20 protein-coding genes are annotated in these 25297 nt (G+C 61.9%); 2 read left to right on the top strand and 18 right to left on the bottom strand.

Annotated elements, in window-relative coordinates:
• Positions 1-309: 309 nt before the first annotated feature.
• The 11 genes from DWY51_RS06805 to DWY51_RS06755 form a co-directional block, all read right to left on the bottom strand.
• Complete coding sequence (locus tag DWY51_RS06805; RefSeq protein ID WP_117770306.1) at positions 310-1278, bottom strand: SIS domain-containing protein; 969 nt, start codon at positions 1276-1278, stop codon at positions 310-312.
• Positions 1279-1422: 144 nt separating this feature from the next.
• The gene (locus DWY51_RS06800; protein ID WP_233504652.1) at positions 1423-2181 is read right to left on the bottom strand and encodes a GntR family transcriptional regulator; all 759 of its coding nucleotides are present in this window, start codon (positions 2179-2181) and stop codon (positions 1423-1425) included.
• Positions 2181-4163, bottom strand: a complete 1983-nt coding sequence (locus tag DWY51_RS06795; protein ID WP_117770305.1) for an ATP-dependent DNA helicase RecQ — start codon at positions 4161-4163, stop codon at positions 2181-2183. Before DWY51_RS06795 ends, DWY51_RS06800 begins: the two co-directional genes overlap by 1 nt.
• 376 nt (positions 4164-4539) lie before the next feature.
• Positions 4540-5259, bottom strand: a complete 720-nt coding sequence (locus tag DWY51_RS06790) for a GntR family transcriptional regulator (RefSeq protein ID WP_117770304.1) — start codon at positions 5257-5259, stop codon at positions 4540-4542.
• Positions 5260-5478: 219 nt separating this feature from the next.
• Complete coding sequence (locus DWY51_RS06785; protein ID WP_117770303.1) at positions 5479-6486, bottom strand: YitT family protein; 1008 nt, start codon at positions 6484-6486, stop codon at positions 5479-5481.
• A 206-nt stretch (positions 6487-6692) separates the two neighbouring features.
• Positions 6693-7322: an HAD family phosphatase gene (locus DWY51_RS06780; protein WP_158556924.1), complete on the bottom strand. Its 630-nt coding sequence runs from the start codon at positions 7320-7322 to the stop codon at positions 6693-6695.
• Positions 7323-7482: 160 nt separating this feature from the next.
• Positions 7483-8466 (bottom strand): SIS domain-containing protein, encoded by a 984-nt coding sequence (locus DWY51_RS06775; protein WP_229077274.1) that lies wholly within the window; start codon positions 8464-8466, stop codon positions 7483-7485.
• A gap of 189 nt (positions 8467-8655) precedes the next feature.
• Positions 8656-9489, bottom strand: coding sequence for a PTS system mannose/fructose/sorbose family transporter subunit IID (locus DWY51_RS06770; RefSeq protein ID WP_117770301.1), 834 nt, complete (start codon positions 9487-9489; stop codon positions 8656-8658).
• A gap of 13 nt (positions 9490-9502) precedes the next feature.
• A complete protein-coding gene (locus DWY51_RS06765; RefSeq protein WP_006235136.1) occupies positions 9503-10297 on the bottom strand; it encodes a PTS sugar transporter subunit IIC in 795 nt (264 codons plus the stop codon).
• Between the two features lie 36 nt (positions 10298-10333).
• Positions 10334-11257, bottom strand: coding sequence for a PTS mannose/fructose/sorbose transporter subunit IIAB (locus DWY51_RS06760; RefSeq protein ID WP_117770300.1), 924 nt, complete (start codon positions 11255-11257; stop codon positions 10334-10336).
• Between the two features lie 184 nt (positions 11258-11441).
• On the bottom strand, positions 11442-12524 hold the full coding sequence (locus tag DWY51_RS06755) for a DMT family transporter (RefSeq protein WP_117770299.1): 1083 nt from the start codon (positions 12522-12524) through the stop codon (positions 11442-11444).
• 251 nt (positions 12525-12775) lie between these two features.
• Here DWY51_RS06755 and DWY51_RS06750 point away from each other — a divergent pair, with 251 nt between their 5' ends.
• Positions 12776-13888, top strand: a complete 1113-nt coding sequence (locus DWY51_RS06750; protein WP_233504651.1) for an IS110 family transposase — start codon at positions 12776-12778, stop codon at positions 13886-13888.
• Positions 13889-14367: 479 nt separating this feature from the next.
• On the opposite strand, the gene DWY51_RS06745 is transcribed toward DWY51_RS06750, so the two are convergent.
• On the bottom strand, positions 14368-15360 hold the full coding sequence (locus DWY51_RS06745) for an SIS domain-containing protein (RefSeq protein WP_117770297.1): 993 nt from the start codon (positions 15358-15360) through the stop codon (positions 14368-14370).
• A gap of 205 nt (positions 15361-15565) precedes the next feature.
• On the opposite strand from DWY51_RS06745, the gene DWY51_RS06740 reads away from it, so the two are divergent.
• The gene (locus DWY51_RS06740; protein ID WP_117770296.1) at positions 15566-16288 is read left to right on the top strand and encodes a GntR family transcriptional regulator; all 723 of its coding nucleotides are present in this window, start codon (positions 15566-15568) and stop codon (positions 16286-16288) included.
• Positions 16289-16323: 35 nt separating this feature from the next.
• Here DWY51_RS06740 and DWY51_RS06735 read toward each other — a convergent pair whose 3' ends face one another.
• The 6 genes from DWY51_RS06735 to DWY51_RS06710 all read right to left on the bottom strand — a co-directional run bounded on the left by DWY51_RS06735 (position 16324) and on the right by DWY51_RS06710 (position 25295).
• Positions 16324-16905, bottom strand: a complete 582-nt coding sequence (locus DWY51_RS06735) for a GNAT family N-acetyltransferase (RefSeq protein WP_117770295.1) — start codon at positions 16903-16905, stop codon at positions 16324-16326.
• Positions 16906-16982: 77 nt separating this feature from the next.
• On the bottom strand, positions 16983-18008 hold the full coding sequence (locus tag DWY51_RS06730; protein WP_117770294.1) for a low specificity L-threonine aldolase: 1026 nt from the start codon (positions 18006-18008) through the stop codon (positions 16983-16985).
• 45 nt (positions 18009-18053) lie between these two features.
• Positions 18054-18917: a phosphatase PAP2 family protein gene (locus DWY51_RS06725; protein ID WP_117770293.1), complete on the bottom strand. Its 864-nt coding sequence runs from the start codon at positions 18915-18917 to the stop codon at positions 18054-18056.
• A gap of 56 nt (positions 18918-18973) precedes the next feature.
• Positions 18974-22606 carry a transcription-repair coupling factor gene (gene mfd / locus DWY51_RS06720; protein WP_117770292.1) on the bottom strand — a complete coding sequence of 1211 codons (3633 nt, stop codon included), beginning with the start codon at positions 22604-22606 and terminating at the stop codon, positions 18974-18976.
• Between the two features lie 157 nt (positions 22607-22763).
• A complete protein-coding gene (gene nth, locus DWY51_RS06715; protein WP_117770291.1) occupies positions 22764-23429 on the bottom strand; it encodes an endonuclease III in 666 nt (221 codons plus the stop codon).
• A 63-nt stretch (positions 23430-23492) separates the two neighbouring features.
• Positions 23493-25295: an ABC transporter ATP-binding protein gene (locus DWY51_RS06710; RefSeq protein ID WP_117770290.1), complete on the bottom strand. Its 1803-nt coding sequence runs from the start codon at positions 25293-25295 to the stop codon at positions 23493-23495.
• Between the last annotated feature and the right edge of the window lie 2 nt (positions 25296-25297).

Raw genomic sequence — 25297 nt, 5'->3', positions numbered from 1 at the left:
GGCCCCGCTTTTTTGACTCACGCAGTGCCCTTGCGAATCGAAGGTGAATACTTTTCCGCGAAGTGAACGAGCAAAAACGAGCCCCCGAAGCATCGACACTTTTCAGACGCCGTTTCCTGCGGTTTCGCCGAGTTTTTCCTGCAGTTTTGGCGTCAAAAAGTGTGGATGCTTCGGGGGTCCAAAATAGGTCGTTCACTTCGCGGAAAAGTATTCACCTTCGTTTTCGCGCAGACACGAATCCGGCCGCCACAACGCAAAACGGGGCCCGCGCGCAGCGCAGACCCCGTCAAAAAAGATAATTCCCGTTACCTAGTACTGCTCGATGCCCATGTAGCGACGAACCTCGGGGCTGTGGTCGAACACCTTGCCGCGGGCGGCGCGCAGCTCGCAGCTCATCGCGTAGAAGAAGATCGGCTCCAGGAACGAACGCACGCTGGCGGGCACCTCGCCCACGCCGTACTCGAGCGCATCGAGCACCATGACCGTATCGGTGTGCGTGTTGAGGAACGCGAGCGCGCGCTCCTCCATGGGGCGGCACTCGCCCGATCCGAGCTGCACAAAGTAGAACACGCCGGGCTCGGTGGCTTCGAACGGGCCGTGGAAGTACTCGCCGGAGTGGATATAGCAGCAGTGCTGCCACTGCATTTCCATGAGCGAGCAGATCGCCATGGCGTAGGTCTGGCTAAAGTTGGGGCCGGAGCCCAGGATGTAGAAGAACTTGTGCTGCTGGCAGAGCTCGGCAAAGCGGGCGCCCAGCACGGCGTTGACCTTTTCGCGGGCGGCGGGCAGCAGCGCATCCATCTGCTTGAGGCCAGCGTACATGTCGGCGAGCGCCTCGTAGCCTTCCTGCTGGTCGAGCAGCTCGGCAGCCATCAGAACGCCAATGCCCTGCGGGACCTCGGCCTGCGACTCGCCCTTGCCCCACGGATAGACCCAGGTTGTCCACTTGCCGTTGTCGATCTTGGAACCCGCATAGTCGGTCATAGTCACGACCTCGGCACCGGCAGCCAGCGCCATCTCGCAACCGTCGACGACCTCCTGCGTGTTACCGCTGTGGCTGCAGGCGACGACGAGCGACTTCGGCCCCAGGCTCTTGGGGGCCATCAGGCAAAACTCGCGCGCGGTGTAGACCGTCGAGGCAAACGTAGTGGCCTCGCGCTTGAGTAGCTCGTTGGCCGGCATTAAGTCGATCATCGAACCGCCGCAGGCGATCCAAAAGACGTTCTCGATCTTACCCTTGCGCTCGATAATTTCCTGAATCAGATCGTGTGCGTTCACGGTGACGCTCCTCCTTGTGTGGCGGCTTTGGACGACGGCAGCTCGTACCTGCAGTCGTTCTATGTTGTTCTATTTATAACACGTGTAATAACGCTCGTGAAGCCATTTCGCCAAACTTGTTCTATGTTGTTCTATCTGTGGATGTTAGATGTCGAACACGTAGCGCGAGCCCACGATCTTTTGGCGTCCGAGCAGCAAGGGCCGCTCGTCCGCATCGGTAAAGTACGCCTCCATATAGAAGAGCGGCTCGCCGACCGGCACCTCCAACAGCGGGGCCGCCTGAGCATCGGCGAGCGCAATCTCCACAGTACAGGGGTCGGACTTGAGCGGCGAACGGCCCGAATGCTCGGCAACGAGCGCAAAGATGGAATTGTCCGTGAGGTCCTTGTCGGCAAGCGTCTGCAGATAGGGATGGTCGGCCAGCACAAAGGCGTTGTTCTCGAGCATGACGGGCACGCTGTCTGCCGTGCGCACGCGCTCGACAACGATGAGCTCGCAGCCGGGTTCCACACCAAAAAACGCCGCGTCCTCACGCGTCGCCGCAACCACCGTGCGCGACACCAGGCGTGCTCCGGCCACCATGTCGTTGGCGGCGCAACCCTCGGAAAAGCTCTGAACGTCACCCTTCTGGACAATCTTGCGCTTGAGCTTGGGCGCACACACAAACGTGCCCCTCCCCTGCTGGCGGTTGAGATACCCCGCGCGCGACAGCTCCTCGATGGCGCGGCGCACGGTGATGCGTCCCACGCCGTAGGACTTCGCGAGCTCCATCTCGGAAGGAATGCGCGAGCCGGATGCGTACACGCCACGCGCGATCTCGCCTTTTAGGTCATCCATAACCTGCTGGTACAGCGGCACAGCGGACACCTCAGTGCGCTCGGTTTTATCGTCGGATGCCATCATTACGCTCCATCCCGTGCATGCTCGGACTCAAACTCTTCAATCGCCGCCATAAACTGCTCGCCAAAGGCGTCGGCCTTTTTCTCGCCAATGCCGTTGACCCGGATCAGCTCCTCGCGCGTTTGAGGGCGCAGGCGGCACAGGCCGCGCAGAGCCTTGTCGGAAAAGACCATATACGGCGCCATCTCCAGCTCGGTCGAGATCTCCTTGCGCAAGGCACGCAGGCGCTCGAACAGCTCGGCATCGTCGCCCACGCGCGGGCGCTGATCCAGCTCGGCCTCCTCGCGCAGCAGATCCACCGCGCGGCGGGCGCGGGCCGAGGCCTTGCGCTTGGACGCGCGACGCTTAACGGTAAAGGCGAACGCCTCATCCTCGACCTCGCCGGCACGCGGACCCAGTCCCACGACCGGGTACTGCCCCTGCGAGGTGGCCAAATAACCGCGGCCGCACAGCTGGCCGATGATGTCCTTGATGCGCCCGACCGATTCGCTCGACAGCTCACCGTAGCCGCGGTCCTCGTCCAGATGCATCTGGCGAATGCGCTCGGTATTGCCGCCGTGGAGCACGTCGGCGATCAGCGACTTGCCAAAGCGCATGGGTCGCGTGGCCACATAGCGCACGGCGGCGCGGGCCATATCGGTGACGTCCTCGACCTCGAACTGCGTGAGGCAGTTGCTGCAGTTGCCGCAGCCCTCGGCTTCGTCCGTGGCGGTGGCGCCCGCACCAGCCGCAGCAGCATGCTCGGCCGCGGCCTCGTCGCCAAAGTAGCGCAGCATATATTCGCGCAGGCAGCCGGTGGTATTGCAGTAGCCCTCCATCTGGCTGAGCAGACGATATCGATTTTGGAGCGCCCACGCGCGTTGCTCGTCGTCGAGCGCCTCGTCGGCCGCATCGCCGCGGTCGATTAAAAAGCGGCGCATGCGAAAATCGTTGCCGTTCCACAGTAAGTGACAGCTGGCCGGATCGCCATCGCGGCCGGCGCGGCCCGCCTCCTGGTAGTAGGCCTCGATGCTCTCGGGCACATTGTTGTGGATCACGTAGCGCACGTTGGGCTTGTCGATGCCCATGCCAAAGGCGTTGGTGGCAACCATCACCTGAAGATCGTCGTCAATAAAGGCACGCTGGCTTTGACGGCGGGCGTCGTTGCCCATGCCGGCATGGTAGCGGCCAACGCGAATGCCGCTGGGGCCCAGCGCCTCGGCAAGCTCGCCTGCCAGCGCATCGACCGTCTTGCGGGTCGAACAATACACGATGCCGCTCTCGCCCGAATGCGCGATCACATAGTCGCGCACCCAGGCGGTCTTGGCTTTGTCGCCCATCTCCTCGCAGCCAAAGTAGAGGTTCTTGCGATCGAAGCCCGTCACCACCGTCGCGGGGTTTTGCAGGCCGAGCATCTGCTGGATGTCCGCACGCACGCGCTCGGTTGCCGTAGCGGTAAAGGCCGCCACGATGGGGCGCTGCGGCAGGGAATCGATGAACTCACGAATCTGCAGGTAGGCGGGGCGGAAATCCTGGCCCCATTGGCTCACGCAGTGGGCCTCGTCAATGGCCACAAGCGGCACGCCAATGCCGCCGTCCGCCGCGGCCTCCTGCGCAAAGGCTAAAAAGCGCGGCTCGAGCAGGCGCTCGGGCGCCACGTACATAAGTTGGTAGCGGCCCTCGCGCGCCCGCTTGAGCACGGTGTTTTGCTGGGCCGGAGTAAGGCTGGAGTTGAGATAACTGGGGCGCGCACCCGCCGCGAGCAGCGCGCGGGTCTGGTCCTCCATAAGCGACAGCAACGGACTCACCACAAAGGTGATGCCGGGAAGCATGAGCGCGGGCACCTGGTAGCAAATGGACTTGCCGGCGCCCGTGGGCATAACGCCCAGCGCGTCGCAGCCGGCAAGGATCGCATCGACCATACGGTCCTGCCCCGGGCGAAACGAGGTGTAGCCAAAATAGGCGCCGAGCGTGTCGAGCGCCGTCTGCTGCATGCTATCGGTCATGGTTTCCTAACGTCCAAGTCATCTGCCGCCGATTATACGCCGCCACGCGGACCAGTGCCGCACGGCTACCGGCCACGGGCAATACGATCCAAGGCGGATGAGCGTGGAAACGTCGCTGGTTGAGCATGAGTCAGCGAAAACGCCCCTAAGCGAGCAAGGTGACGTGAAAGAGGAAGGAAGCGTACTTCGGTACGCGACCGACGATTGAACGTCAGATTGCCGCCTAGGGGCGTTTGCAGCGTCGACCGGTCCGTCGTTCGTTAGAACGACGGAACAAAACTTCTGATCATGCCGCCGAAGTTGAAAGGCAGATTGCCGCTCTGACGGGCTTGCAGCGTCGAGCCGTTGCGCGGTTTGGAAAACCGCGCAACTAGAGCTACATCACCATAACGTAGCGCGATCCCACGTAGTACTGCTTACCCATCAGGACCGGCTCGCCATTGGGGCCGATAAAGCCGGCACGCAGGTTGAGCAGCGGATCGTGCGGGGCAATGCCCAGCTCGGTGGCCTGCTCGGCGTTGGCACGAACGGCCTCGACCGTACGGTAGCCAACCGAGACAATCGGTGTTCCGCCAACACGCTCGACCTCGGCAAAAATCGACTTGTCCTCAAGATCGGCCGTCAACAGCTCACGGTAGGCGTCAAACGGCACAAAGATGTTCTCCTCAAAGATGGGCTCGCCGTCGGCCGTACGCACGCGCTTGATATGCAGTAGCAGCGCATCCTTCTGCAGACCAAAGAACTCCATCTCGTTTTGGCGCGCCGGAACGATCTGGCGATCGACCACGTGCGCACCGGCCTTCATGCCGTTGCCGGCACACAGCGCGGTAAACGTCTGCAGCGTCGAGGCATGGAACTGACGATTGATGTGCGGTGTGGAAACAAAGGTGCCGCGGCCCTGTTGCTTAACCAGGTAGCCATCGGAGCACAACTCCTCGACGGCGCGACGCACCGTAATTCGGCTCACGTCGTACTGCTCGGCAAGCTCGAGCTCGGACGGAATACGCTCCTTGGGTGCATAAACACCTTTCTCGATCGCATCTTTGATTTCGTCATAAATCTGCTGGTAAAGCGGTGCATTTTTGGGTGCAGGCATATCTAATCACTCTTATCGAAATATCGAAATAACTAATACGTATATAACGTCTAGTTTCATGTTACCTCATATTGATAAAACGATACACCCCACCTACCAAAAAGCGACAGCTTCATTTTGGTAGGTTTTATCTGGTCAAACGAGAGCCCCTCGAAAGCAACGGGGCTTTCGGGGGGCTCATTCGAATGGGCTGCGCTTGACCGGCAAAAAGCCAAAACCCTACTTGCCGTCATCCTGCTGCAGGCTGTCCTGCTCGCTGAGGCGCGCCTGCCTGCTGGCCATTCGCGCGGGCTTGTCGGGATCGGGTACGGCCGTGGGCATGGGCTCGTCAACATGACCGCCCCACCAGCCGCCCACAAAGTTGAGCGTGTGGAACACATTGATCACGGCGCCGGGATCAATGTCGCACACCAGCTTGATAATGTCTTGGCTCTCGTAGGTCGAGACAACGGCGTGCAGCAGATACATCTTTTCGCGGCTGTATCCGCCAATGACCTCGGCGCAGCTAATGCCGTGCTGAAAATGGTCAACATAGGCGGTCATGACCTCGTCGGCCTTGCGCGTCGTGATCTGCAGCGTCACACGGTCGTAGCGACGATAGAAACTGTCGATGGTCTTGGTCGAAATAAACTGGAACACGATGGAGTACGCCGCATTGTCCCAGCCAAATATAAAGCCAAAGATCGCCAGGATAAAGCAGTTGAAACCAAAGATGACGCCCCAAATGGTCTTGCCCGTGTGGTTGGAGACCCACAGCGCGATAAAGTCGGTGCCACCGGTAGATGCGCCGGACTTAAGCGCGATGGCAGCGCCCAGACCCGAGACCACGCCGCCAAAAATGATGAGCATGATCTTGTCACCCAAAAACGGCGCGAAGTGAAAGACGTTGAGGAACAGCGACGAGAGCACGACCTGCATCATCGAGAAGATGACGAAACGCTTGCTAATGCCGCTCCAGCATAGGAGCGCCACGGGGATGTTGAGCGCGAGCATACCGAGCGAGATGTCGATGTGAACGCCGCCGAGCGAGGTAACGCGATCGAGCAGGACCGCGACGCCGGTAAGGCCGCTCGGAAGCAAGTCGGCGGGCCGAATGAACGCCTGAATCAGAAATGTCTGGAGAACGGCAGAAATCGTGACCGCCGCCGCGGTAATGGCGCGGCGGACGATGGTGAGGCGGCCGAGCACGAGCACGCGGTCCGTGAGCTGATCGATGGCGTTCGCCACGTAGGCTCCTTTCGAAGGCAGATGTAATTGTGGGGCATGCCGGCGATTGTAGCATGGAGCGCGATAGGACGCTTCAATTCACCCTCTCTCGACAACCATCAGAAGGACCGTGAGGCCGCTCAAAAGAAAAACGCCGTGAAGAGAGCGATCCCTTCACGGCGAATTCGGCATTTGCCCAGATAAAACCTGCCAAAATAAACCTGTCCCTAAATGGCAGGTAGGATGTCGGTCAGGTTGTCGATGACAACGTCGGCGGCGGACTGATCCAGGTTGACGCCCTCGTGCGGACGCAGTGCCAGGACGCGGGCGCCGGAGCACTTACCGGCCTCGATGCCCAAAGGCGAGTCCTCGATAACCAGGCACTCGGCAGGCTCCACCCCCAGCGCCTCCATGGCACGCAGGTAGATCTCGGGGTCGGGCTTAAACGCACTGCACTCGTGACCGCTGATGGTGTAGTCCAGCACGTCGGCGATACCGGCAATCTCCACCAGCTCGTCAATGAGCTCGCGATAGGACGAGCTCGCGATGGCGCACTTCACGCCGCGCTCGTGCAGCTTGCGCATCACCGGCTCCGTCTGCTCGTTGAGAAGCTCGGCATACGGAACGGGGTGGTCCGGGCTGTAGACCTGCTTGTACTCCACGCGCAGGCGCTCGCGCAGCTCAACATCGTCGGGCACCAGCGCCTTCCAAATGGCGGGCTCGTTAGACCCCGAAAGATCGGGGATCTCGTCAAAGTGGAAGCCCTTCTCTTCCATAAATGCCACGCGGCGACGGTTGTAGAACCACTCGGTATCGACCAGCACGCCGTCCATGTCAAACAGCACTGCCTTGATCATACGCATCTCCTCCCACCTGCCAAAAAGGGACAGGTTTATTTTGGTAGGTTTAATCTGGGGTTTTGCGACACGACAGACACGCCCTCCCCAGAGCAAAAAAGGGGACGGGGCGCAAACCCCATCCCCTCTCAATCAACCCGTAAGGTCTACTTACTTGTGATTAGTAGGAAAGCTTCCACATGTAGCGACGCATGGTCAGCGGGTGCTGACGGGCCTCGGCGATCTGGTTGCCGTACTCACGCATAACGGCGAGGTGCAGCAGCGGGTTGAAGTAGGTGATGACGCTCGCGGGCACGGCGTCAGCCAGGCCGTAGTCCTTGGAGTCGATCAGAGCGACCTTGGCGCCCATGCGCTCAAGGAAGGTGAGGGCGCGGGCGTCCATCGGACGGGTAGCGCCATCGGACATGAAGAAGACGTAGGGCTTACCCTCGGTGGAAACCTCGAACGGGCCGTGGAAGTACTCGCCGGTGTTGTAGGCGGCGGCGTCGATCCACTGCATCTCGGTGAACAGGAAGGCGGCGTGAGAGTAAGCCATCTTCTCGGAGGCACCGGAGGCCATGAAGTAGATCATCTTGTCGTCCTTGAAGTCCTCGGCGAACTTCTTGGCGAGCTTCTTGCAGTGCTGAGCGGCGTTCTCGCAGAGATCGAAGACGTTGGTGAGGCCGGTGATCATGTCCTCGTAGTGGTCATAGCCCTCGGTCTGCTGAAGGATCTCGAGAGCAAGAGCGATGGCGTAGCCGGGCTTCTCGCACTTGGCAGCGTAGTTGGCGTGGAAGCCGTGAACGATGACGTGGTCGGCGTCGACGGTCAGAGCGGAGCCAGCCTTGTTGGTGAGGGAGACGACCGGGCAGTTGTGCTTCTTGGCGGTCTTGTTGGCCTCGACGGTCTCGGGCGTGGAGCCACCGAGGGAGCAGGTGATCACGAAGGTGTGCTCGTTGACCCAGGAAGGCGTGTCGTAGTTGAACTCGTTAGCGGTGAAGATCTGAACGTTCAGCTTGTCCGTGTTGTTGGCCAGGAAGTACTTGGCGGGGTAAAGGTCGGACATGGAAGCGCCGCAGCCGACGAAGGCGACGCTGTGGATCTCGTGGTTGGACAGGACGTCAGCGACGATCTGCTTAGGGAGGTTAAGGTCGATCTCGTACATCTGACACATTCCTTTCGATGTTTTGCGGCGCCACATTGCCGGACGCTCGCAGGGTTACCGTGATTTGGACCGAGTCGCCGGCCCGTTGAGGATGTGCCAAAGGGACTGTCCTTTGACACATTTAGGGATGGAAGCCTGCCTGGGGTATGGGATGCCAGGCAGGCCCCCGGGGGAAGCATTGGGTCGCGACTAGGCCAGGATGCCGGCCGCGGAGAGGGCGATGCCGCCCACGATGGCGATCACGAGAAGCCAACCGGTGTTGACGTTCTTCTTGATGAGCCAGTACATAAGGCCGGTGAGGCCGAGGGAGATCATCTGGGGCATCATGCCGTCCAGGATGTCCTGGATCACGACGGTGCCGTCAGCGAACTGCAGCGGGGTGGTGGCGCCGATCAGCGTGGCGATCATGCCGCCCACGGACATAAGACCCACGATACCGCAGACATACATGAGCTTCTCCATGAGGTCGCCGCCCTGGAGCTTGCTCAGGTACTCGTGGCCACCCTGGTAGCCGATCTTGGCTGCGAACCAAGTGATCAGCACGGAGGGCACGATGGAGATGAGCATGGCCAGGATCGGGCCCATGATGGAGCCCTGCTGAGCCAGCTGAACACCCAGGCCAAAGGCGATAACGCGGATGGTGCCCTGGAAGAAGGAGTCACCGATGCCGGAAAGCGGACCCATAAGGGAGGTCTTGACCGCGTTGATCGAATCGGGGTCGAAGTTCTCGGGATCCTTGGCGTACTCTTCCTCCATGGAGGCGGCGAGGCCTAGGATGAAAGCGCTCGTCTGCGGGGTGCAGTTGTAGAACGCCATGTGACGGTGGTAAGCCTCTTTCTTAGCAGCGAGCTGCTTGGGGTCGGACTCGTCCGGATAGAGGCGATCGAGCGTGGGAACCATGCCGTAGAGGAAGCCCATGTTCATCTGACGCTCGTAGTTCCAAGAGGCCTGGATGGCCCAGGAGCGCCAGAAGAACTGGCTGACCTTCTTGTTCAGGGACACGTCCTTGGTTGCGGTTGCCATAGTGTGTTCCTCCTTAGTCTTCGTCGTCTTCGAGCGGATCGTAGTCGGAATCGACACCGGCGGCTGCATGGGAACCGTTGAACTTGAAGCCCATGAAGACGACAGCCAGGCACACACCGATCAGAGCGACCGCGATGACGGACAGGTTGAGGTAAGCGGCGAGCAGGAAACCGATGAACAGGAACGGAGTCATACCCTTCTTGATCATCATGGTGAGCAGCAGGGCCAAGCCGTAGGCGGTCATGATCTTGGTCGAAACGTTAAGACCAGTGGACAGCCACTCGGGAACCATGTTGACGATGGCCTGAACCAGGTCGGTGCCAACAAAGACGGCGAGGAAGATCGGCAGGAAGTACATGACGGCGTACAGACCGGAGCCGGCGCAGATGTGCATGCGGTAGGCGGTCTTGAACTTTCCGTTATCGATCGCGCTATCTGCCACATGGGTGAGGGCGGCGATGATGGAACGGAACACGATGCCGAGGAGCTGGCCCAGGACGGCGACCGGGATGGCGATCGTCATGGCGGTCTCGGCGGAAGCATCGGTCAGGCATGCGAAGGCAGCGGCCACGATGCCGCCCAGGACCATATCGGGCGGAACGGCGGCGCCGACCTGCACCAGGCCCATGGACACGAGCTCGACGGCGGCACCGACGGCAAGGCCGGTGGGCACATCGCCCAGCAGCAGACCGACGAGCGTAGCGCCAACGAGGGGCTGCTCGAAGTTAAGACGACCGAGCAGGCGGGAGTCCCACATGCAGAACACGCCGACGAGGCCGACGAGCACCGCACTGATGAACGTATTCATACCCTTCTCCTTTCAGTCAGGCAAAAGCCTGGTTGATTACAGCTTGGCGTCGATGTCGACGCTCTGATACGTAGGGGTCTGCTGGACATAGAGCTTGATGCCCATGTCGAGCAGCTGGTTGACGTCGGCCTTCTGGGTGGCGTCGAGGAAGACGGAGCTGTCCTTGCCGCCAATCTGATCGGCACCGTCGTGGTTGGCGGTGGCGCCCAGGTTGATGGCGTCGAGCTTGTAGCCCTGGCAGAACTGCAGCATCTCGGCCGTGTTGCCAAAGACGAACATGACGCGCTCACCGAGGGTGTTGAGCTTGTCCATCTTGGCGAGGGCACGCTCGACGGTGAAGACGTTCAGGCGCACGCCCTGGGGCTTGGCCAGCTTAAGAGCGCCCTTCTTGATGTCATCGTTGGCGGCAGCGTTGTCGACGACGATGATGCGCTCGGCCTGAACCTTGGTGGTCCAGGTAAAGACGACCTGGCCGTGCAGCAGACGGTAGTCAAGACGTGCGAGGACGATCTTGGCGGGACCGGAGCTGTGACGGGATGCCTTGGCCTTCTTGGCGGGAGCCGCGGCGGCCTCGACCGGTGCGTTGGGGTTGGTCAGACCGGTGCGGGCCTCGTTGATGAGGGCTGCGAGCTCGGCACCCTTGACGGGGGCGGGGCTCATGGCAAGCGTGAGCGCCAGCGGGATGTTGAAACCGCTGACAACCGTGAACTTCGTGCCGTTCTTGGAAAGCTCGACCATGTTGTTGTTGACCGAGCTACCGAGCATATCGGTTAGCACATACACGGTGTCGTCCGCGTTGAACGTGGCGATCATAGCCTCAACCTTATTGGTGATGGGCTCCTTGTCGTCACGAGCAAGCGACACGACGTGGACGTTCGACACGTCGCCGAGAACCATCTCGAGCGTGTCTTTGGCGCCTGCGGCCAGGCCGCCATGAGATGCGAGAATGATCTGATTCATCTTGCCTCCTCCTTTTCGTTATGGTCATTATAACGTCTTATACGTTGCTTATATTGATAATTAGTATATAAACCGTTCGCGGGTGAAAAACGACCGTTGGCGGGTTTAACGCAATTGAAACGTTGGGCTTGGGTAGGTCGGCGCTGGGTCGACACCGCCCGATCAAACACTGGGCGCCAATCCCCTATCGCACGAAGTACCAGGGGCTTTCCTGCACGGTGGGCTCCAGCGCAATGCCCGTGCGTTCCTTGAAAAGATCCATGTCCTGCGATTTCTCGGTCCACCAAGCGTTGGGCTTAAAGGTCATGCTCTCAATGACATGACCGACAAACACACTGTTGCGCAGCTTGGAGAAGTCGGTGTTCATAATCAGGATGGACGCGAGCACCAGCACGATGCCCAGGACTTTGATCGCGCCGGCGGGCTCGGCATAGACACCAATGCCCACCAGTACGGTGACGACCGTCTCGAATGACATTACGACGGGAACTTTCGACGTCTCGAGCCCCATGGATAGACCCTGCATATATAAGATATAAGCCACGGCCGTGGGGATGAGTCCAAAGCCAAGGAACAGCAGCAGCAGCTGTGGCGACATTGCCGCGGCGACATCCGGCCACGGGGCCGCGATAGCCGCCATAACCACACCGCCAAAAACAAAGCCCCAAAACGTGACAGCCAGCGGGTGGACCGTCTTGGTTGCTATTCGGCTAAACACCGCGAGCGACGCACCGCAAAGGCCTGCAATCACGCCCGACGTGACGCCCCAAACCGAAAAATGAAAACCGGAAAGGTCGCCATTAGTCACTGCAAGCACGCAGCCTACGATGTTAAAGACAATGGCAACGAGCTTGTTGGGGGTCACGTCCTCGCGATAAAGCACGCGGCCGAGCATGACGCCAAACACCGGCGAGGTGTAGAGCAGCACCGAGGCCGTGGACATGCCCACCTCGCCCATGCACTCGTAATAGCAGGTGTTGGCGGCGGCCAAACCGACGATACCGACAAGCGCGCAGGAAACAAGCTCTTTAGGGCTTGCCTTGAACAGGGCCAGCGGGCCCTGAGCCACGGTAGACCCCTCGCCCGGACGGCAGCCCATAAACATCAGGACCGGCGCCAAGATAAGCGCTCCGACCAACAAGCGAAAGGCAGCCATGCTCTGGGACGAAACGCCCATGGCCGAGATGCCGTTTACAAAGATTCCGATGCTGCCCCACATAAGCGCGGCGATCAGCACCAGCACATAGCCCAGATTGCTCCTCTTCAACGCAGCCTCCTCAGTATTATTTCCAATATGTTTAATACTACGTTATAGTCGTTATATACATTTTTCAAGGCACAAATCGGCGAACGGGAAATCTCTCGACACAAGGAGTGTCCCCAACTGCCGGCACAGACGATATGAGCAGGACATAAAACATTGGGAGCCCCCGGCATGAAAGTCCGCGGATTAGGCCGACAATGGTGAGTGTCTAATCCAGCCGTGGCGGCCACGCCGCATTCATGGAAGGGGCTCCCATGCTCGATACTACCACCTTCGTCGGCCTCGACGTCCACGCCCGCTCGATAAAGGCCGTCTCCCTCGACGTCATGACCGGGGAGGTGCGCTGCGCGACCTTCGGCTACGACGCCGGGGCCGTCGCGGCGTGGGTCCGGTCCGTGGACCCAAAGGCCAGGTGCGTGTACGAGTCCGGGGTCACGGGGTTCGACCTGCAGAAGAGGCTCTCCGGCCTGGGGGTCGACTGCGCGGTCGGCGCCGTCTCGAAGATGATCAAGCCCAGCGCGGACAGGCGCAGGAAGAACGACCGCAACGACGCCGAGTTCCTCGCCCGCATGCTGTCGGTCGGCAACGTGGTCGAGGTGTGGGTCCCCGACGACGAGTGCGAGGCCGCCCGCGACCTGACCAGGGCGCTCGAGGACGCGAGGGACGACCTCTCGCGCTCGAAGCAGCGGCTCTCCAAGTTCCTGCTCAGGCACGGGCTCGTCTTCGACGAGAGGACGCCCACCGGCCGCAGGAAGGGGAACTGGACCCGGGCGCACTGGTCCTGGATCGAGTCGATAAGGTTCGCGGAGGGGGCCGACAACGAGGTGCTCGCCTACTACGTCGACGCGGTCAGGCGGGCGGCGGAGGAGAAGGCGAGGCTCGAGGGGCTCGTCGGGGCCGAGGCCCGCAAGCCCAGGTGGAGGAGGAGGGTCGACTCCCTGCGCTGCCTCAAGGGCGTCGACACCGCGACCGCCGCCGACCTCGTGTTCGAGGCCGGCGAGTTCTCCAGGTTCAGGAACGCCCGCTCGTTCGCCGCATGGGTCGGCCTGACGCCCTCCGAGCACTCCAGCGGGGAGAGCGACCGCAGGGGCGCGATCACCAAGGCCGGCAACAAGCACCTGAGGAAGACGCTGGTCGAGGCCGCATGGCACTACCTGACGTGCTCGGGGCGGCCGAAGGACCTCGCCAAGGGCCAGGCCCCGGACCGGGGCGCCCGGAGGCATGCCGCCAAGGGCGTGCGGAGGCTGGTCGACAGGCGGGAGGCGCTGCTCGCGCGCGGGGTCCACAGCAACAAGGCGAACGTGGCCACGGCGCGCGAGCTCGCCTGCTGGGTGTGGGCGGTCGGCCTCATGGCCGAGGAGGCGTAGGGGGGCGGTCCCCCGCACATAAGCCAGTCACCCCGGAAGCGGTTCGATCCGAAGCCGTTGAGGCGAACCTCAGGTCCCTTTTCTGCGAGCGCCCAGGGCGCCACACGCGTGCACAGACTGTCGGTTCGACGTAGAAGCCTCAGCCGTAGCAACGGATTGCCCAGCGAGAGATCGCCACGGGCGGATATTAAACTGCAAAGACGAGCGTCGGTAAGACACGCCGAGGTCGCCGCGGACGGGTTGATATAGGGAGAGGGCCTGACCCCATATCGTTGGGGCCAGGCCCGATTTTGCCTCTTGACAATGTCCTGCTCATATTAAAAGGAACATCCCTAACTGCCGGCAGAAAGGGAACGTCCCCAAGTGCCGCTCTAGCAGTTGCGGTGAAATAGTTCTCAAACAGAGGCTTCACACTCCCAAACAGGAACTATTCCACCGCAACTCATGAGGGGTATTGGGCTGTTAGGCCGCTCTATCCCTTAGTAATCCAGCTTCCACATGTAACGGCGCGTCATGTAGTCCTTGTGGGTGACGGCGGAGAGCGCACGCATGTAGACGTTGTTGAGGATCGGGGCAAAGATCAGGTGGTTGAAGTACTCGCTCACGCTGTCCTTGATGTCGTTGAGGCCGAGCTCCTTGGCGTCGAGCTGATAGACGCGCTCGCCACCGTACTGATTGACAAAACGGATGCCGCGCTCGTCGTTGCAGCGGCTGCGGCCAACGCTGATGAGCTGGAACAGCGAGGTACGCTTGTCCAGAATCTCGAAGGGGCCGTGGAAGAAGTCGCAGGTGTTGATGGTGCAGGAGTCGATCTGCAGCATCTCCTGCACGTTGCAGATGCTAAAGACGTAGGCGGCACCAAAGAGCGGACCCTGAGCCATCACGTTGATGCAGGGCTTGTCGGCGTTTTGCTCGGCCCACTTGGCAGCAAGCGGACGGGTGTACTCGACGGCCTTTCGATAGATGGGGTCGACCAAGTCGAAGGCGGCCATAGCGGTCTCGTACTCGGCATAGCCCTCGGTCTGCTGCGTAAGCTCCATGGCGATCATGGTCACGACGGCGGAGTTGGTGCGGCCCATGCAGGACTCGTCGACGGCCAGGCTGTCGTACTGGATCTTGTAGTCGCAGACCTCGGTGAGTCCGGACTCGTCAACATAGATGGCGATGGTGCTAGCGCCGTGATCCTTGGCGACCTGAGCAGCGACGATGGTCTCCTTGGTGCCGCGCATGGACACGACGACGGCCAGGGTGTTCTCGTTGACGTAGGCCGGGGTGGCGTACACGAACTCGTTGCTGGTGTAGCTGGAGCTCACAACCTGCGTGGCCTCGTGCTCCATAAAGTACTGGGCAGGATAGTTGCCGCCGTTGGATCCGCCGGCGCCGATCCACACGACGCGCTTGATGCCGCCCTTGTCCGCCTTGTCAGCCAAAACCTGGGAGACGACATCCTTAACCTGTTCCTGAGTAGTCATCGTGCATCAGCCTTTCTTCTCGTTTGATGCTCTCGATGGCATACAAGTTATATACATGTTTTGGCTATGTCGACTAGTTGTATGCTATATTTGTCTTAGATATTTTGATGGTAAAGTTTTCGGCAATCCATTACCAGCGGTTTTGTTGTCATGTTGGATACATGCTTGGTTCAGTAAGCATACAAGTTAGATATAGGTTGTTCGCATGAGCACTTCGTCAAAAAAGAACTTGGCCCAATACGAGCGTCTGGCGGGTACGCTGCGTGACCGCATCGCCGCCGGCACCTACGCACGCGGAGACAAGCTGCCGTCCGAGATGGAGCTCATGGACGAATCGGGGCTGTCGCGCAGCACCGTGCGCCACGCGCTTAAGGTGTTAGTTGACGAGGGCCTGGTGCGCACCGAGCGCGGACGTGGCACCTTTGTGGCCGACACGCCCGCGCTCCACGAGAACAACCTGGTGTTTTCGAGCTATACGGCACAGGTCCAGGGTCAGGGCATGAAGCCCACCACGCGCACCGTGGACTCGGGCTTTGCCAAGGCGGCCGGCAGCATAGCCAAGTTCTTTGACGCCGCCGCGGGCAGCAAGCTCGTCAAACTTGTCCGCCTGCGCTACCTGGACGATGCGCCGCTGTGTCTGGAGACCACCTATTTGCCGCCAAGCTTTGGGTCGCTCATCGATCGCGATATCAACGGTTCGCTCTACGCCACGCTGCGCCAGGAATTCCATCGCGCGCCGGCACAGGGGCACAAGACCTTTGAGGTGTGCTATGCCTCGCAAAACGAGGCATTTTTGCTCAACGTTGAGCGCGGGCAGGCGCTGATCCTGATCACCGACTACGTCTACGACACCGACGGCCGCCCGCTCCATGTCTCCAAGCGCATCCAACGCACCGACCGCGCCAAATACACCGAACCCATCGGCTAACCACCGCAAAGGGGACAGGCACCTTCGTGGTGGTTTTAGGCGAGGAGGTCGGGGAACCAGGTTGGTTTGGGCTGGTTGGGGGTGCGCTCGGCCAGGACCAGCTCCATCCAGCACATGTCGTACCAGCGGCCGAACTTTTGGGCACAGCGGTCGAAAGCACCCACCAAGCGATATCCCATATGGGCATGGAAGTCCTGGCTGTTGTGCGTTAGATACTCGTCGTCCTTGTCGTGCGGCACGGCGATGAGCGCGCACATGTTGGTGATGCCCATCGCGATCAGGCACTGCTTGAGCGCATCGTGCAGCTTGCGGCCCAGCCCGCCGTGGCGCACGTCGCGTGCCAGGTAAATCGACGTCTCGACCGACCAGTCGTATGCCTCGCGGCTGTTGAGCGGACTCACATAGGCATAACCCACCGGACGCCCGTCCAGCTCCATCACCAGATACGGATAGCGCTTGAGCGTGTGCTCGATGCGCCCGGCGAACTCCTCAACGCTCGGCACCTCGTATTCGCAGGTAATCGCCGTCTGGCGCACATACGGCTCATAGATGGCAAGCAACGCCGGCGCGTCTTCGGGCGTCGCCAGGCGAATCGCCGGCTCGGACATCTCGGTCATACAACCCTTCTCTCTCAAAAACAAAGGCCGCCTTGCGCCAAACCCAGCGCAAGGCGGCCCCTCGTCATTACATCAGGCTACAGGACAGCCGCCAGCGCGTCGATGTCCTCCTGCGTCGTGGCCCAGCTGGTGCAAAAGCGCACCACCGTGTGGGTATCGTCGTACTTTTCCCAGTACTCGATCGCCGCATGCTCGCGAATGCGGGCCATGTCCTCGTTGGGCAGAATCACGAACTGCTGGTTTGTGGGCGTCTCCAAAAAGAACTGGTAGCCGCGCTCGTGCAGCACACGACGCAGCGCCTGGGCCGTCTGAATCGCCTGTCGACCAATCTCAAAATACAGGCCATCGGTAAAGAGCGCCTCAAACTGCACGCCCGTCAGGCGGCCCTTGGCCAACAGCGCGCCGTGCTGCTTAATACGCGGAATGGGATGCGCCGGAGCGTGCATGCCGCAGAACACCACAGCCTCGCCGCAAAGCGCGCCGCACTTGGTGCCGCCGATGTAGAACACGTCGCACAGCTGCGCCAGCTCGGGCAGAATGAGGTCGCACTCGTCGGCTGCCAGCGCATAGGCCAGTCGGGCGCCATCCACAAACAGCGGAATCTCGCGCTTCTGGCACACCGCGTGAATCGCCGCGAGCTCGGCCTTGGAGTACAGCGTGCCGTACTCAGTCGACAGGCTCACGTACACCGCGCCCGGAAACACCGTGTGCTCGTAGCTCTCGTTTTCGTAGAACACTTGGATATAATTCTCGAGGTCCTCGGCATGCATCTTGCCCTCGTAGCCAGGGATGGTGAGCACCTTGTGGCCGCCAAACTCGATGGCGCCCGCCTCGTGACAGGCGACGTGGCCAGTCTCGGCAGCAACGACGCCCTCGTACGGCGCGAGCAGCATGTCAATCACCGTCGCGTTGGCCTGCGTGCCGCCCACTAGGAAAAATACGTCGGCATCGGGCGCCTGACAGGCCTCGCGGATAAGCTGCTTGGCACGCTCGGTGTGCGCATCGGTACCGTAGCCGGGTTGCGGCTCCATGTTGGTGTCGACGAGCGCCTGCAGCACTGCCGGATGTGCACCGTGGGAATAATCGTTGTTGAACGCAAGCATGGCAATCCTCTCTAGCCGGGCACGAGCCCGATGATTCAGGTGCCGCTATTGTACGCCGCCCGGATAGGCAATGCGCGCGGCAAGGCACTCAAGCGCCAGCACCAAGGCAAAGCCGCAGCTCACGTCAGTCAAAAAGTGCGCACCGATCACGATACGGCCAAAGGCGACGAGCGCCGCGACCACGGCAGCGAACCAAAAGACCACGCGGCGGCGCGACGGCTTTTCCTTAAAGGCCGCCGCGGGAAGCCCGGCGAGCATAAGGCCGATCGCCGCATGCGCCGTGTGTCCGCTCGCAAACGACTTAAAGCCGTCCTTGATCACGCCGGCGGCGATATAGGCCCACTTGTCGGGGTTACCAATCACCCACCACGGCTGAAAATCGAGCCCCTGCGTCGCCTCGATCACGCGCATGCGCGGGCGCGACCACAGCGGTTTGACGATCACGTTGAGGATAATGGCCTGAGCGACCCACACGGCAAGCACCATCAACGCCCAGCGCGTGAGCTCGTCGGGCTCGGTGTCGCGCGTGAGGCGATAGACGATAAGATTGGCGACGATAGCCAGCGCAAACGTCAGCACCAACTGAGCTGCGATGAGCTTGCCGCCAACCCGCAGGGACGAGACGATCTCGTAGCCGGCCAGGCCGACGTTGACGAGGATACCGAGCACGGCGAGCCATTTACTCCCCCTGGAGTCGGGGCGCACCGCGCGCACGAGCATAACGCCCGCGATGCTCGCCGTCAGCTCGAACGGCAGCTCGCCGGCAGCCTCGATAAAGCGGCCGTACATGCTGCCGATGTTGAACAGCGCGCTCGAGATCTGATAATCGAAAAAGCTGCCCACGCCCAGACAAAGGCACAGGACAACCGCGATAATGGCGACATCTTTCTTATAGATGTATCCGAACATGCTTTCCTTTCGATGGAACCAGAGTGCCCAAATGGGGTGTTTGCAGCGTCGACCCGTTAATCATCGTCGGACGCGCCCAGCTGCTGCAGCAGCATGAGCGCCGCCGCCACGGGACCGGTGCCGTCGTTGGCGTCGAGGCCGCGACCCAGGCCGCTGCCCGCGCCGGCGCCCGCCTTGTAGGGCACCGACAGCTTGCGGCTCTTGGGGAAGTTCACCGCGCCATAGCGGGTCTTAAGCTCAAAGGCCACCTTCTTGGGCACGTCGACGCCCAAAAACGTGATGCGACCGCCGCTGAGTGTGACGCTCTCGAGCCCCAGGCGCTCGCCGCGAATGCGGATGCGCGCGCGATTGAACAGGTTGAGTCCCGCCAACGGCAGCTCGCCATGCGCGGCCTCGGTCTCTTCCTGCACCTCGTCGATGCTCTCCAGGTCCTCGGCCGCTGCGAGCTTACGGTACACGAGCACGCGCTGGTCCACCGCCGGCAGGTACTCCTCGGACAAGAAGTAGTCGGCCGGCAGGTTAATACCCACGCTCGCCGCCTCCACGCCGGCGTCGTCATCGCCGCGCGCCTCGGCTACCGCCTGGCCCAACATCTGCGTAAACAGGTCAAAGCCCACGCTCGACAAGTTGCCGTGCTGCTCGGCACCCATGAGCGAGCCAGCGCCGCGAATCTCCAGGTCGCGCATGGCGATACGCATGCCGCTGCCCAGGTCCTGGAACTCGGACAGTGCAGTCAGGCGCGCCGTGGCCTCCTCGGTGAGCGGCAGCTCGCCCGGGAACATAAAGTATGCGTAGGCCTGTGTGGCAGAACGGCCCACACGGCCCTTGAGCTGGTAGAGCTGTGCCAGGCCCAGGCGCTGCGAGTCCTCGATGATCAGTGTGTTGGCGGTCGCGTTGTCGATACCGCTCTCCACGATGGTCGTGGCGATGAGCACGTCGATCTTTTTGGTCGCGAACTCGATCATCACGTCCTCGACCTCGCGCGGGCTCATCTTGCCGTGCGCCACGCCCACGCGCGCCTCGGGCGCGGCCTCGTGCACGCGCGCCACAGCGTCGTCGATAGTCTTGACGCGGTTGGACACGTAATACACCTGGCCGCCACGGCCCACCTCCAGACGAATCGCCGCGCTCACCACGTCGGGATCGTACTCCCCCACGTGCACGATCACGGGACGGCGTCCGGTCGGCGGCGTAGTGATCAGACTCATGTCGCGCACGCCACTCGTAGCCATCTGCATGGTACGCGGGATGGGCGTCGCCGAAAGCGTGAGCACGTCAATCTGCTCACGCAGGTTCTTGAGCTGCTCCTTGTGCTGCACACCAAAGCGCTGCTCTTCGTCGATGATCACCATGCCCAGGTTCTTGGGGTTCACGTCGGCAGAAAGCAAGCGGTGCGTGCCGATGAGCACATCGATCGTGCCCTCGGCAAACGCCTTGAGCGCGCGCTTTTGCTGCGCCGGGGTGCGGAAGCGGCTGAGCACCTCGACCTCCAGGCCAAACGGGGCAAAACGCTCAAAGAACGTCTCGTAGTGCTGTTGGGCCAGAATGGTCGTGGGGCAGAGCACCATGACCTGGCGGCCGGAGTCCACGCACTTAAACGCTGCGCGCAGGGCGACCTCGGTCTTGCCAAAGCCCACGTCGCCGCACAGCAGGCGGTCCATGGGCTTGGGTGCCTCCATGTCCGCCTTAATGTCGGCAATAGCCTCCAGCTGGTCGCGCGTCTCGTCGTAGGGGAAGCTCTCCTCCATCTCAATCTGCTCGGGCGTGTCGGGCGGGCAGGCGATACCGGCAATCGAGGAGCGGCGCGTATACAGGTCGACCAGGTCAAACGCCAGCTTTTTGGCGTTCTTGCGTGCCTTGTTGGTGGCACGCGTCCAGTCGGCGGTATTGAGCCTGGTCAGGCGCGGCTTGTCGCCGTCGGGGCCAACATAGCGCGTGATGCGGTCGACCTGCTCGAGCGGCACGTAGAGCTTGTCGCCATCGGCATATTCCAGCAAAAAGTAGTCGCGCTCCTTGCCGCCCACTTCCTGGCGCGCGATCTCGCTAAAGAGCGCGATGCCATGCGTTGCGTGCACCACGTAGTCGCCCGGCTTAAAGGGGAAGGTGATCTGCGTAATATCGACCTTGCGGCGGCTGCGGGCGCGGTTGGCGTCCATGCGGGCGTTGAGGTCGGCGATCGAGAACACGGCCAGATTGGCATCGGGCACCACCACGCCCTGCGGCAGGGCGGCGTCCACAAAGGTCACGCGCCCGCGCGAGATGGTGGGCACGGCGGCGCCGGCGGCAGCCTGGGCCGCACCCGCCTCGAGCGAGCGGGCGTTGAGCGCATCGGCATGGCGCTCGCGAATCGAGGCATGGGCCTCCTGACGGTCAGCACGGTCGGCAGAATCCGCCGCCGCCACGCGCACACGGTCGCCGATAACGCCGGCGTTTTCGGGGGCGGCCGTCAGCGACTCCTCAAAGGTAATGCCTTCGTCGCCAAAGGTGAGCTCCATCGACTCGCGCGCACCGCGGTCGGGAATGGCAAACACGCAGGCATAGCGCTTGCCCACGACCTCCTGAATGCGCGTCATAAATCGATTGTCCGAGCCCGCAATGGCCGGCTGCTCAATCTTGAGCTCGGCCGTAACCGCGCCGCCGGCACGAATCAGGCTCACGTAGTTCAGGCGCTGCTGAGCACCAAAGTCGAGCTGTTGGGCACGCACGTACAGGCCGTCCAGACGGTCAATCCCCGCCTCGCCGGCACGGGCCTCGATATCCTCGTAGGCGCGCAGGCAGTCATCGAACAGCGAGCGCGGCTCGGACAGGACCACAAGCGCCTTGCCGCTCACGTGCGCCAACGGGCTCACGGTCTGGCCGTACATCACCGGCAAAAAGCGGTCGAGCTCGGGCGTGACGATGCGCGCGTCCACCATCTCGAGCAGCGCCGCCAGCTTGCTATCGCTCTGGCTGGCGCGATAGAGCGCCACATGCATGTTGTGGACGGCCTCGTCGGTGAGCGCCAGCTCGCGGCACGGGAAGATCTCGATGCTGTCCTCGTTGCCGATGGTTTGGCCCGTGGAGCTCACCATGCGGCGGATGCGGTCGATCTCGTCGCCAAAGAACTCAATGCGCACGGGTGCTTTTTCCTGCGCGGGGAACACCTCGACGGTATCGCCGTGCACGCGGAACAGACCGGGCGCGTCGGCGGCGCCGGCATTGGTGTAGCCCATGCCCACCAGGCGCTGCGGCACCTCGTCGAAGGGAATCTCCTCGCCCACCGCAAAGGTGGTGGACTCCCAATAGCGGCTCTCGACCGGCGGCACGCAACGCAGTAGCGCGCGGGCCGAGGCGACCATGATGCAGTTATCGCCGCGCACGATGCGCCCTAAAGCCTCGCAGCGTTGGGCCACCTCGGCGTCGTCGGGCGCCTGCTCACGCCATGGATAGTCTTTGCGCTCGGGAAAGCGGCACACATGCGCCAGACCCACATAGGCGGCCAGGCTGCGCGCGGCGCGATCGGCCGCGTCCTCGCCGCTCACGATGTAGACCGTGGGACGCGGACGGCGCGCAAACTGAGCTGCCGCCATGAGCGTGCGGCCCGACTGCGACACGGCCAGCGTCACGTCCTCGCCGGCATCGAGTCCGGCCTCGACGGTCTGCAGCGCCTCGGCAGTGTAGAGCTGCGCGGCTATACGGTGAATGAGCATGCTGTTCCTCCGGCATCGCAACGCCAAAAGCCCGCCGGGGCAAGCTCGGCGGGTCGTACGTCAAATACATTGTCTGTCATGGTAGCGCATGGAGAGGACTCCGGCTCAAGGGCAAACCCAGCCCCGCAAAAAACGCCAGACGAAGATGCGTTCCGCCCTACCCCGCCACGCGCACGCTGGGGCACAAATCTGCCAGCGGACACTCGTCACACTTGGGTTTGCGGGCGTCGCAGATCTCGCGACCAAAGGTGATCCACTGATGGTTGACCGACTCCCAATACTCGTGCGGCAAAATCTTGAGCAGATCCTGCTCGGTCTTGAGCGGTTCCTTGGCATGCGTCTTGGGACTCAGCATCAGGCGGTGCGCAATGCGGTTGACGTGCGTATCCACCGCGATGCCTTCCACGATGCCGTACCCCACGTTGAGCACGATGTTCGCCGTCTTGCGTCCCACGCCCGGCAGCTTCACGAGTTCCTTCATGTCGGCCGGCACCTCGCCGTCATAGTCGGTGACGATCATCTGCGCGGCCTCGACGGCATGCTTGGCTTTGCTCTTGTAGAAGCCGAGCGACTTGATGGTGTCCGCCACGTCAGCTACGCTCGCCCCGGCCATGGTCTCGGGCGTGGGCCACTGGGCAAACAGCCGCGGCGTCACTTTGTTGACCTGCGCATCGGTCGTTTGCGCCGAAAGCAGCACCGCGATCAGCAGGCGGAAGGGATTCTCGTGGTCCAAAAAGCACTCGACCGGGCCATAGCGACGGTTGAGGCGCTCACACACCTCGATGGCGCGCTCGCGCTTGGCGGCATTGGTCTCGCGTGGCATAACGACTCCTCGGCTCAACGGCACAATAAACTTATGGGCACAATTGTCCCACGTCCGAGACGTTTACGCCTCCAAGAATGCGCCGGTCTGACGGCTCCACAGGTTCGCGTACTCGCCGCCCGCCTCGACGAGCTGCACATGCGTGCCGTCCTCGACGATCTCGCCATCCGCCAGTACCACGATGCGGTCGAGCGCCGCCACGGTGGACAGGCGATGCGCCACCACAATGGAGGTGCGGCCGCGCATCAGGTTCTCGAGAGCTTCCTGCACCAGCGCCTCGGACTCGCTGTCCAGGGCAGAGGTCGCCTCGTCGAGCACCAGAATCGGCGCGTCGGTGAGAATCGCGCGGGCGATGGCCACGCGCTGACGCTGGCCGCCCGAGAGCTTGACGCCGCGCTCGCCCACCATGGTGTCAAAGCCACGAGGCAAGCGGTCGATAAACTCCAGGGCGTTGGCCAGGCGCGCAGCCTCGCGAACCTGCTCATCAGTGGCGTTGGGACGACCGTAGGCAATGTTTTCTCGAATGGAGCGGTGGAACAGCAGCGCTTCCTGCGGCACGTAGGCAACCTGGCGGCGCAGGCTCTGCTGCGTGCAGCGCGAGACATCCTGACCGTCCACGAGCACGCGGCCGCCCTGGACATCGTCCAGGCGCAGCAGCAGCTTGGTGAGCGTCGTCTTACCCGAGCCCGATTTGCCCACCAGGCCCACGCGCTGGCCCGCCGCCACATGAAGTGTCAGGTCATCGAACACGTTCTCGCCCGCCGCAGCGTCACGGTACGCAAAGCTCAGGTGCTCAAAATCAATCGCGCCCTCGCTCACCTTGAGCTCGGGGGCATCCGGGTCGTCTGCCACCAAGCGTGGCTCGTCCAGCACGCGCGTCATCTCGGCCGCATCGCCCAAAGCGCGGTTGATACGCTGCATCATGGAACTCACGTAGTTCAGGCGCATGGTGAGGTTATAGGTGTAGGTAAAGATCATGACGAGCGAGCCGGCCGAGATGCCAAACCACGCGTTGCCGCCCGCCACGAACACACTCACCACGGCCATGGTGATGACGATAAGACCCGAGGTCGTAAAGTTGCGCTGCATCATGGCGTGCATCGAGACCGTCTCGGCATCGCGCGCGGCGCGGTCGGCGGTGTCGAACAGATCGCGTTCAAAGTCCTCGCGCCCGCAGGTCTTGACGGCCAAGATGTTCGTGACCGCGTCGGAGAGCACGCCCGAGAGCTTGTTCTGCGCGGCGGACGTCGCGGCCGAAAGCGGCATGATGCGCTTGTACATAAGCCAGACAAACGCGATGTAGACGACCATGATGCCCACCAGGATCACGGTAAATGTGGGCACCACCGGAGCGAGCGCCGTCACCGTGCAGACAACCGAGGTGATGGTGGGAATGAGCGAATACACCGTCACGTCGACCAGACCCGTGTAGCCGCTCATAAAACGGCTCGTCTGGCTCACAAGCGATCCGCCAAAGCGGCTGGTGTGGAATGTCATGGATTGATTGGAGAGCGTGTCGAAGCACAGGCGCGCCAGGTGATAGTTGCCCGCGATCTCGAGCTTGTAGACGGTGTAGTCCTGCAGCTTGGAGAGGATCTGGCCCACCAGGTTGACGAGCACGAGCGCCAAAATGTAGGGACCGAAGACCTCAAACACCTGGTCGCCCGCTACGGGGCCGGCCTGGACACGATCGACGATGAGGGCCATAACGTAGGTGTTGGCAAACGTGAGCAAAAAGATGTAACCCGCCGACGAGAACACCGAGAGAAAGACGATCAGCGGCTGCGTGCGCGTGACATCCCAAAAACGCTGCAGCGTGCGGCGCACGGTCGAGCGTTTGAGCGGGCTGGTGCTTCTCTGAGACATGG

The sequence above is a fragment of the Collinsella sp. AF25-2LB genome (assembly GCF_003458415.1).
Classification (GTDB): domain Bacteria; phylum Actinomycetota; class Coriobacteriia; order Coriobacteriales; family Coriobacteriaceae; genus Collinsella.
This window is presented reverse-complemented; position numbering and strand designations above follow the sequence as displayed.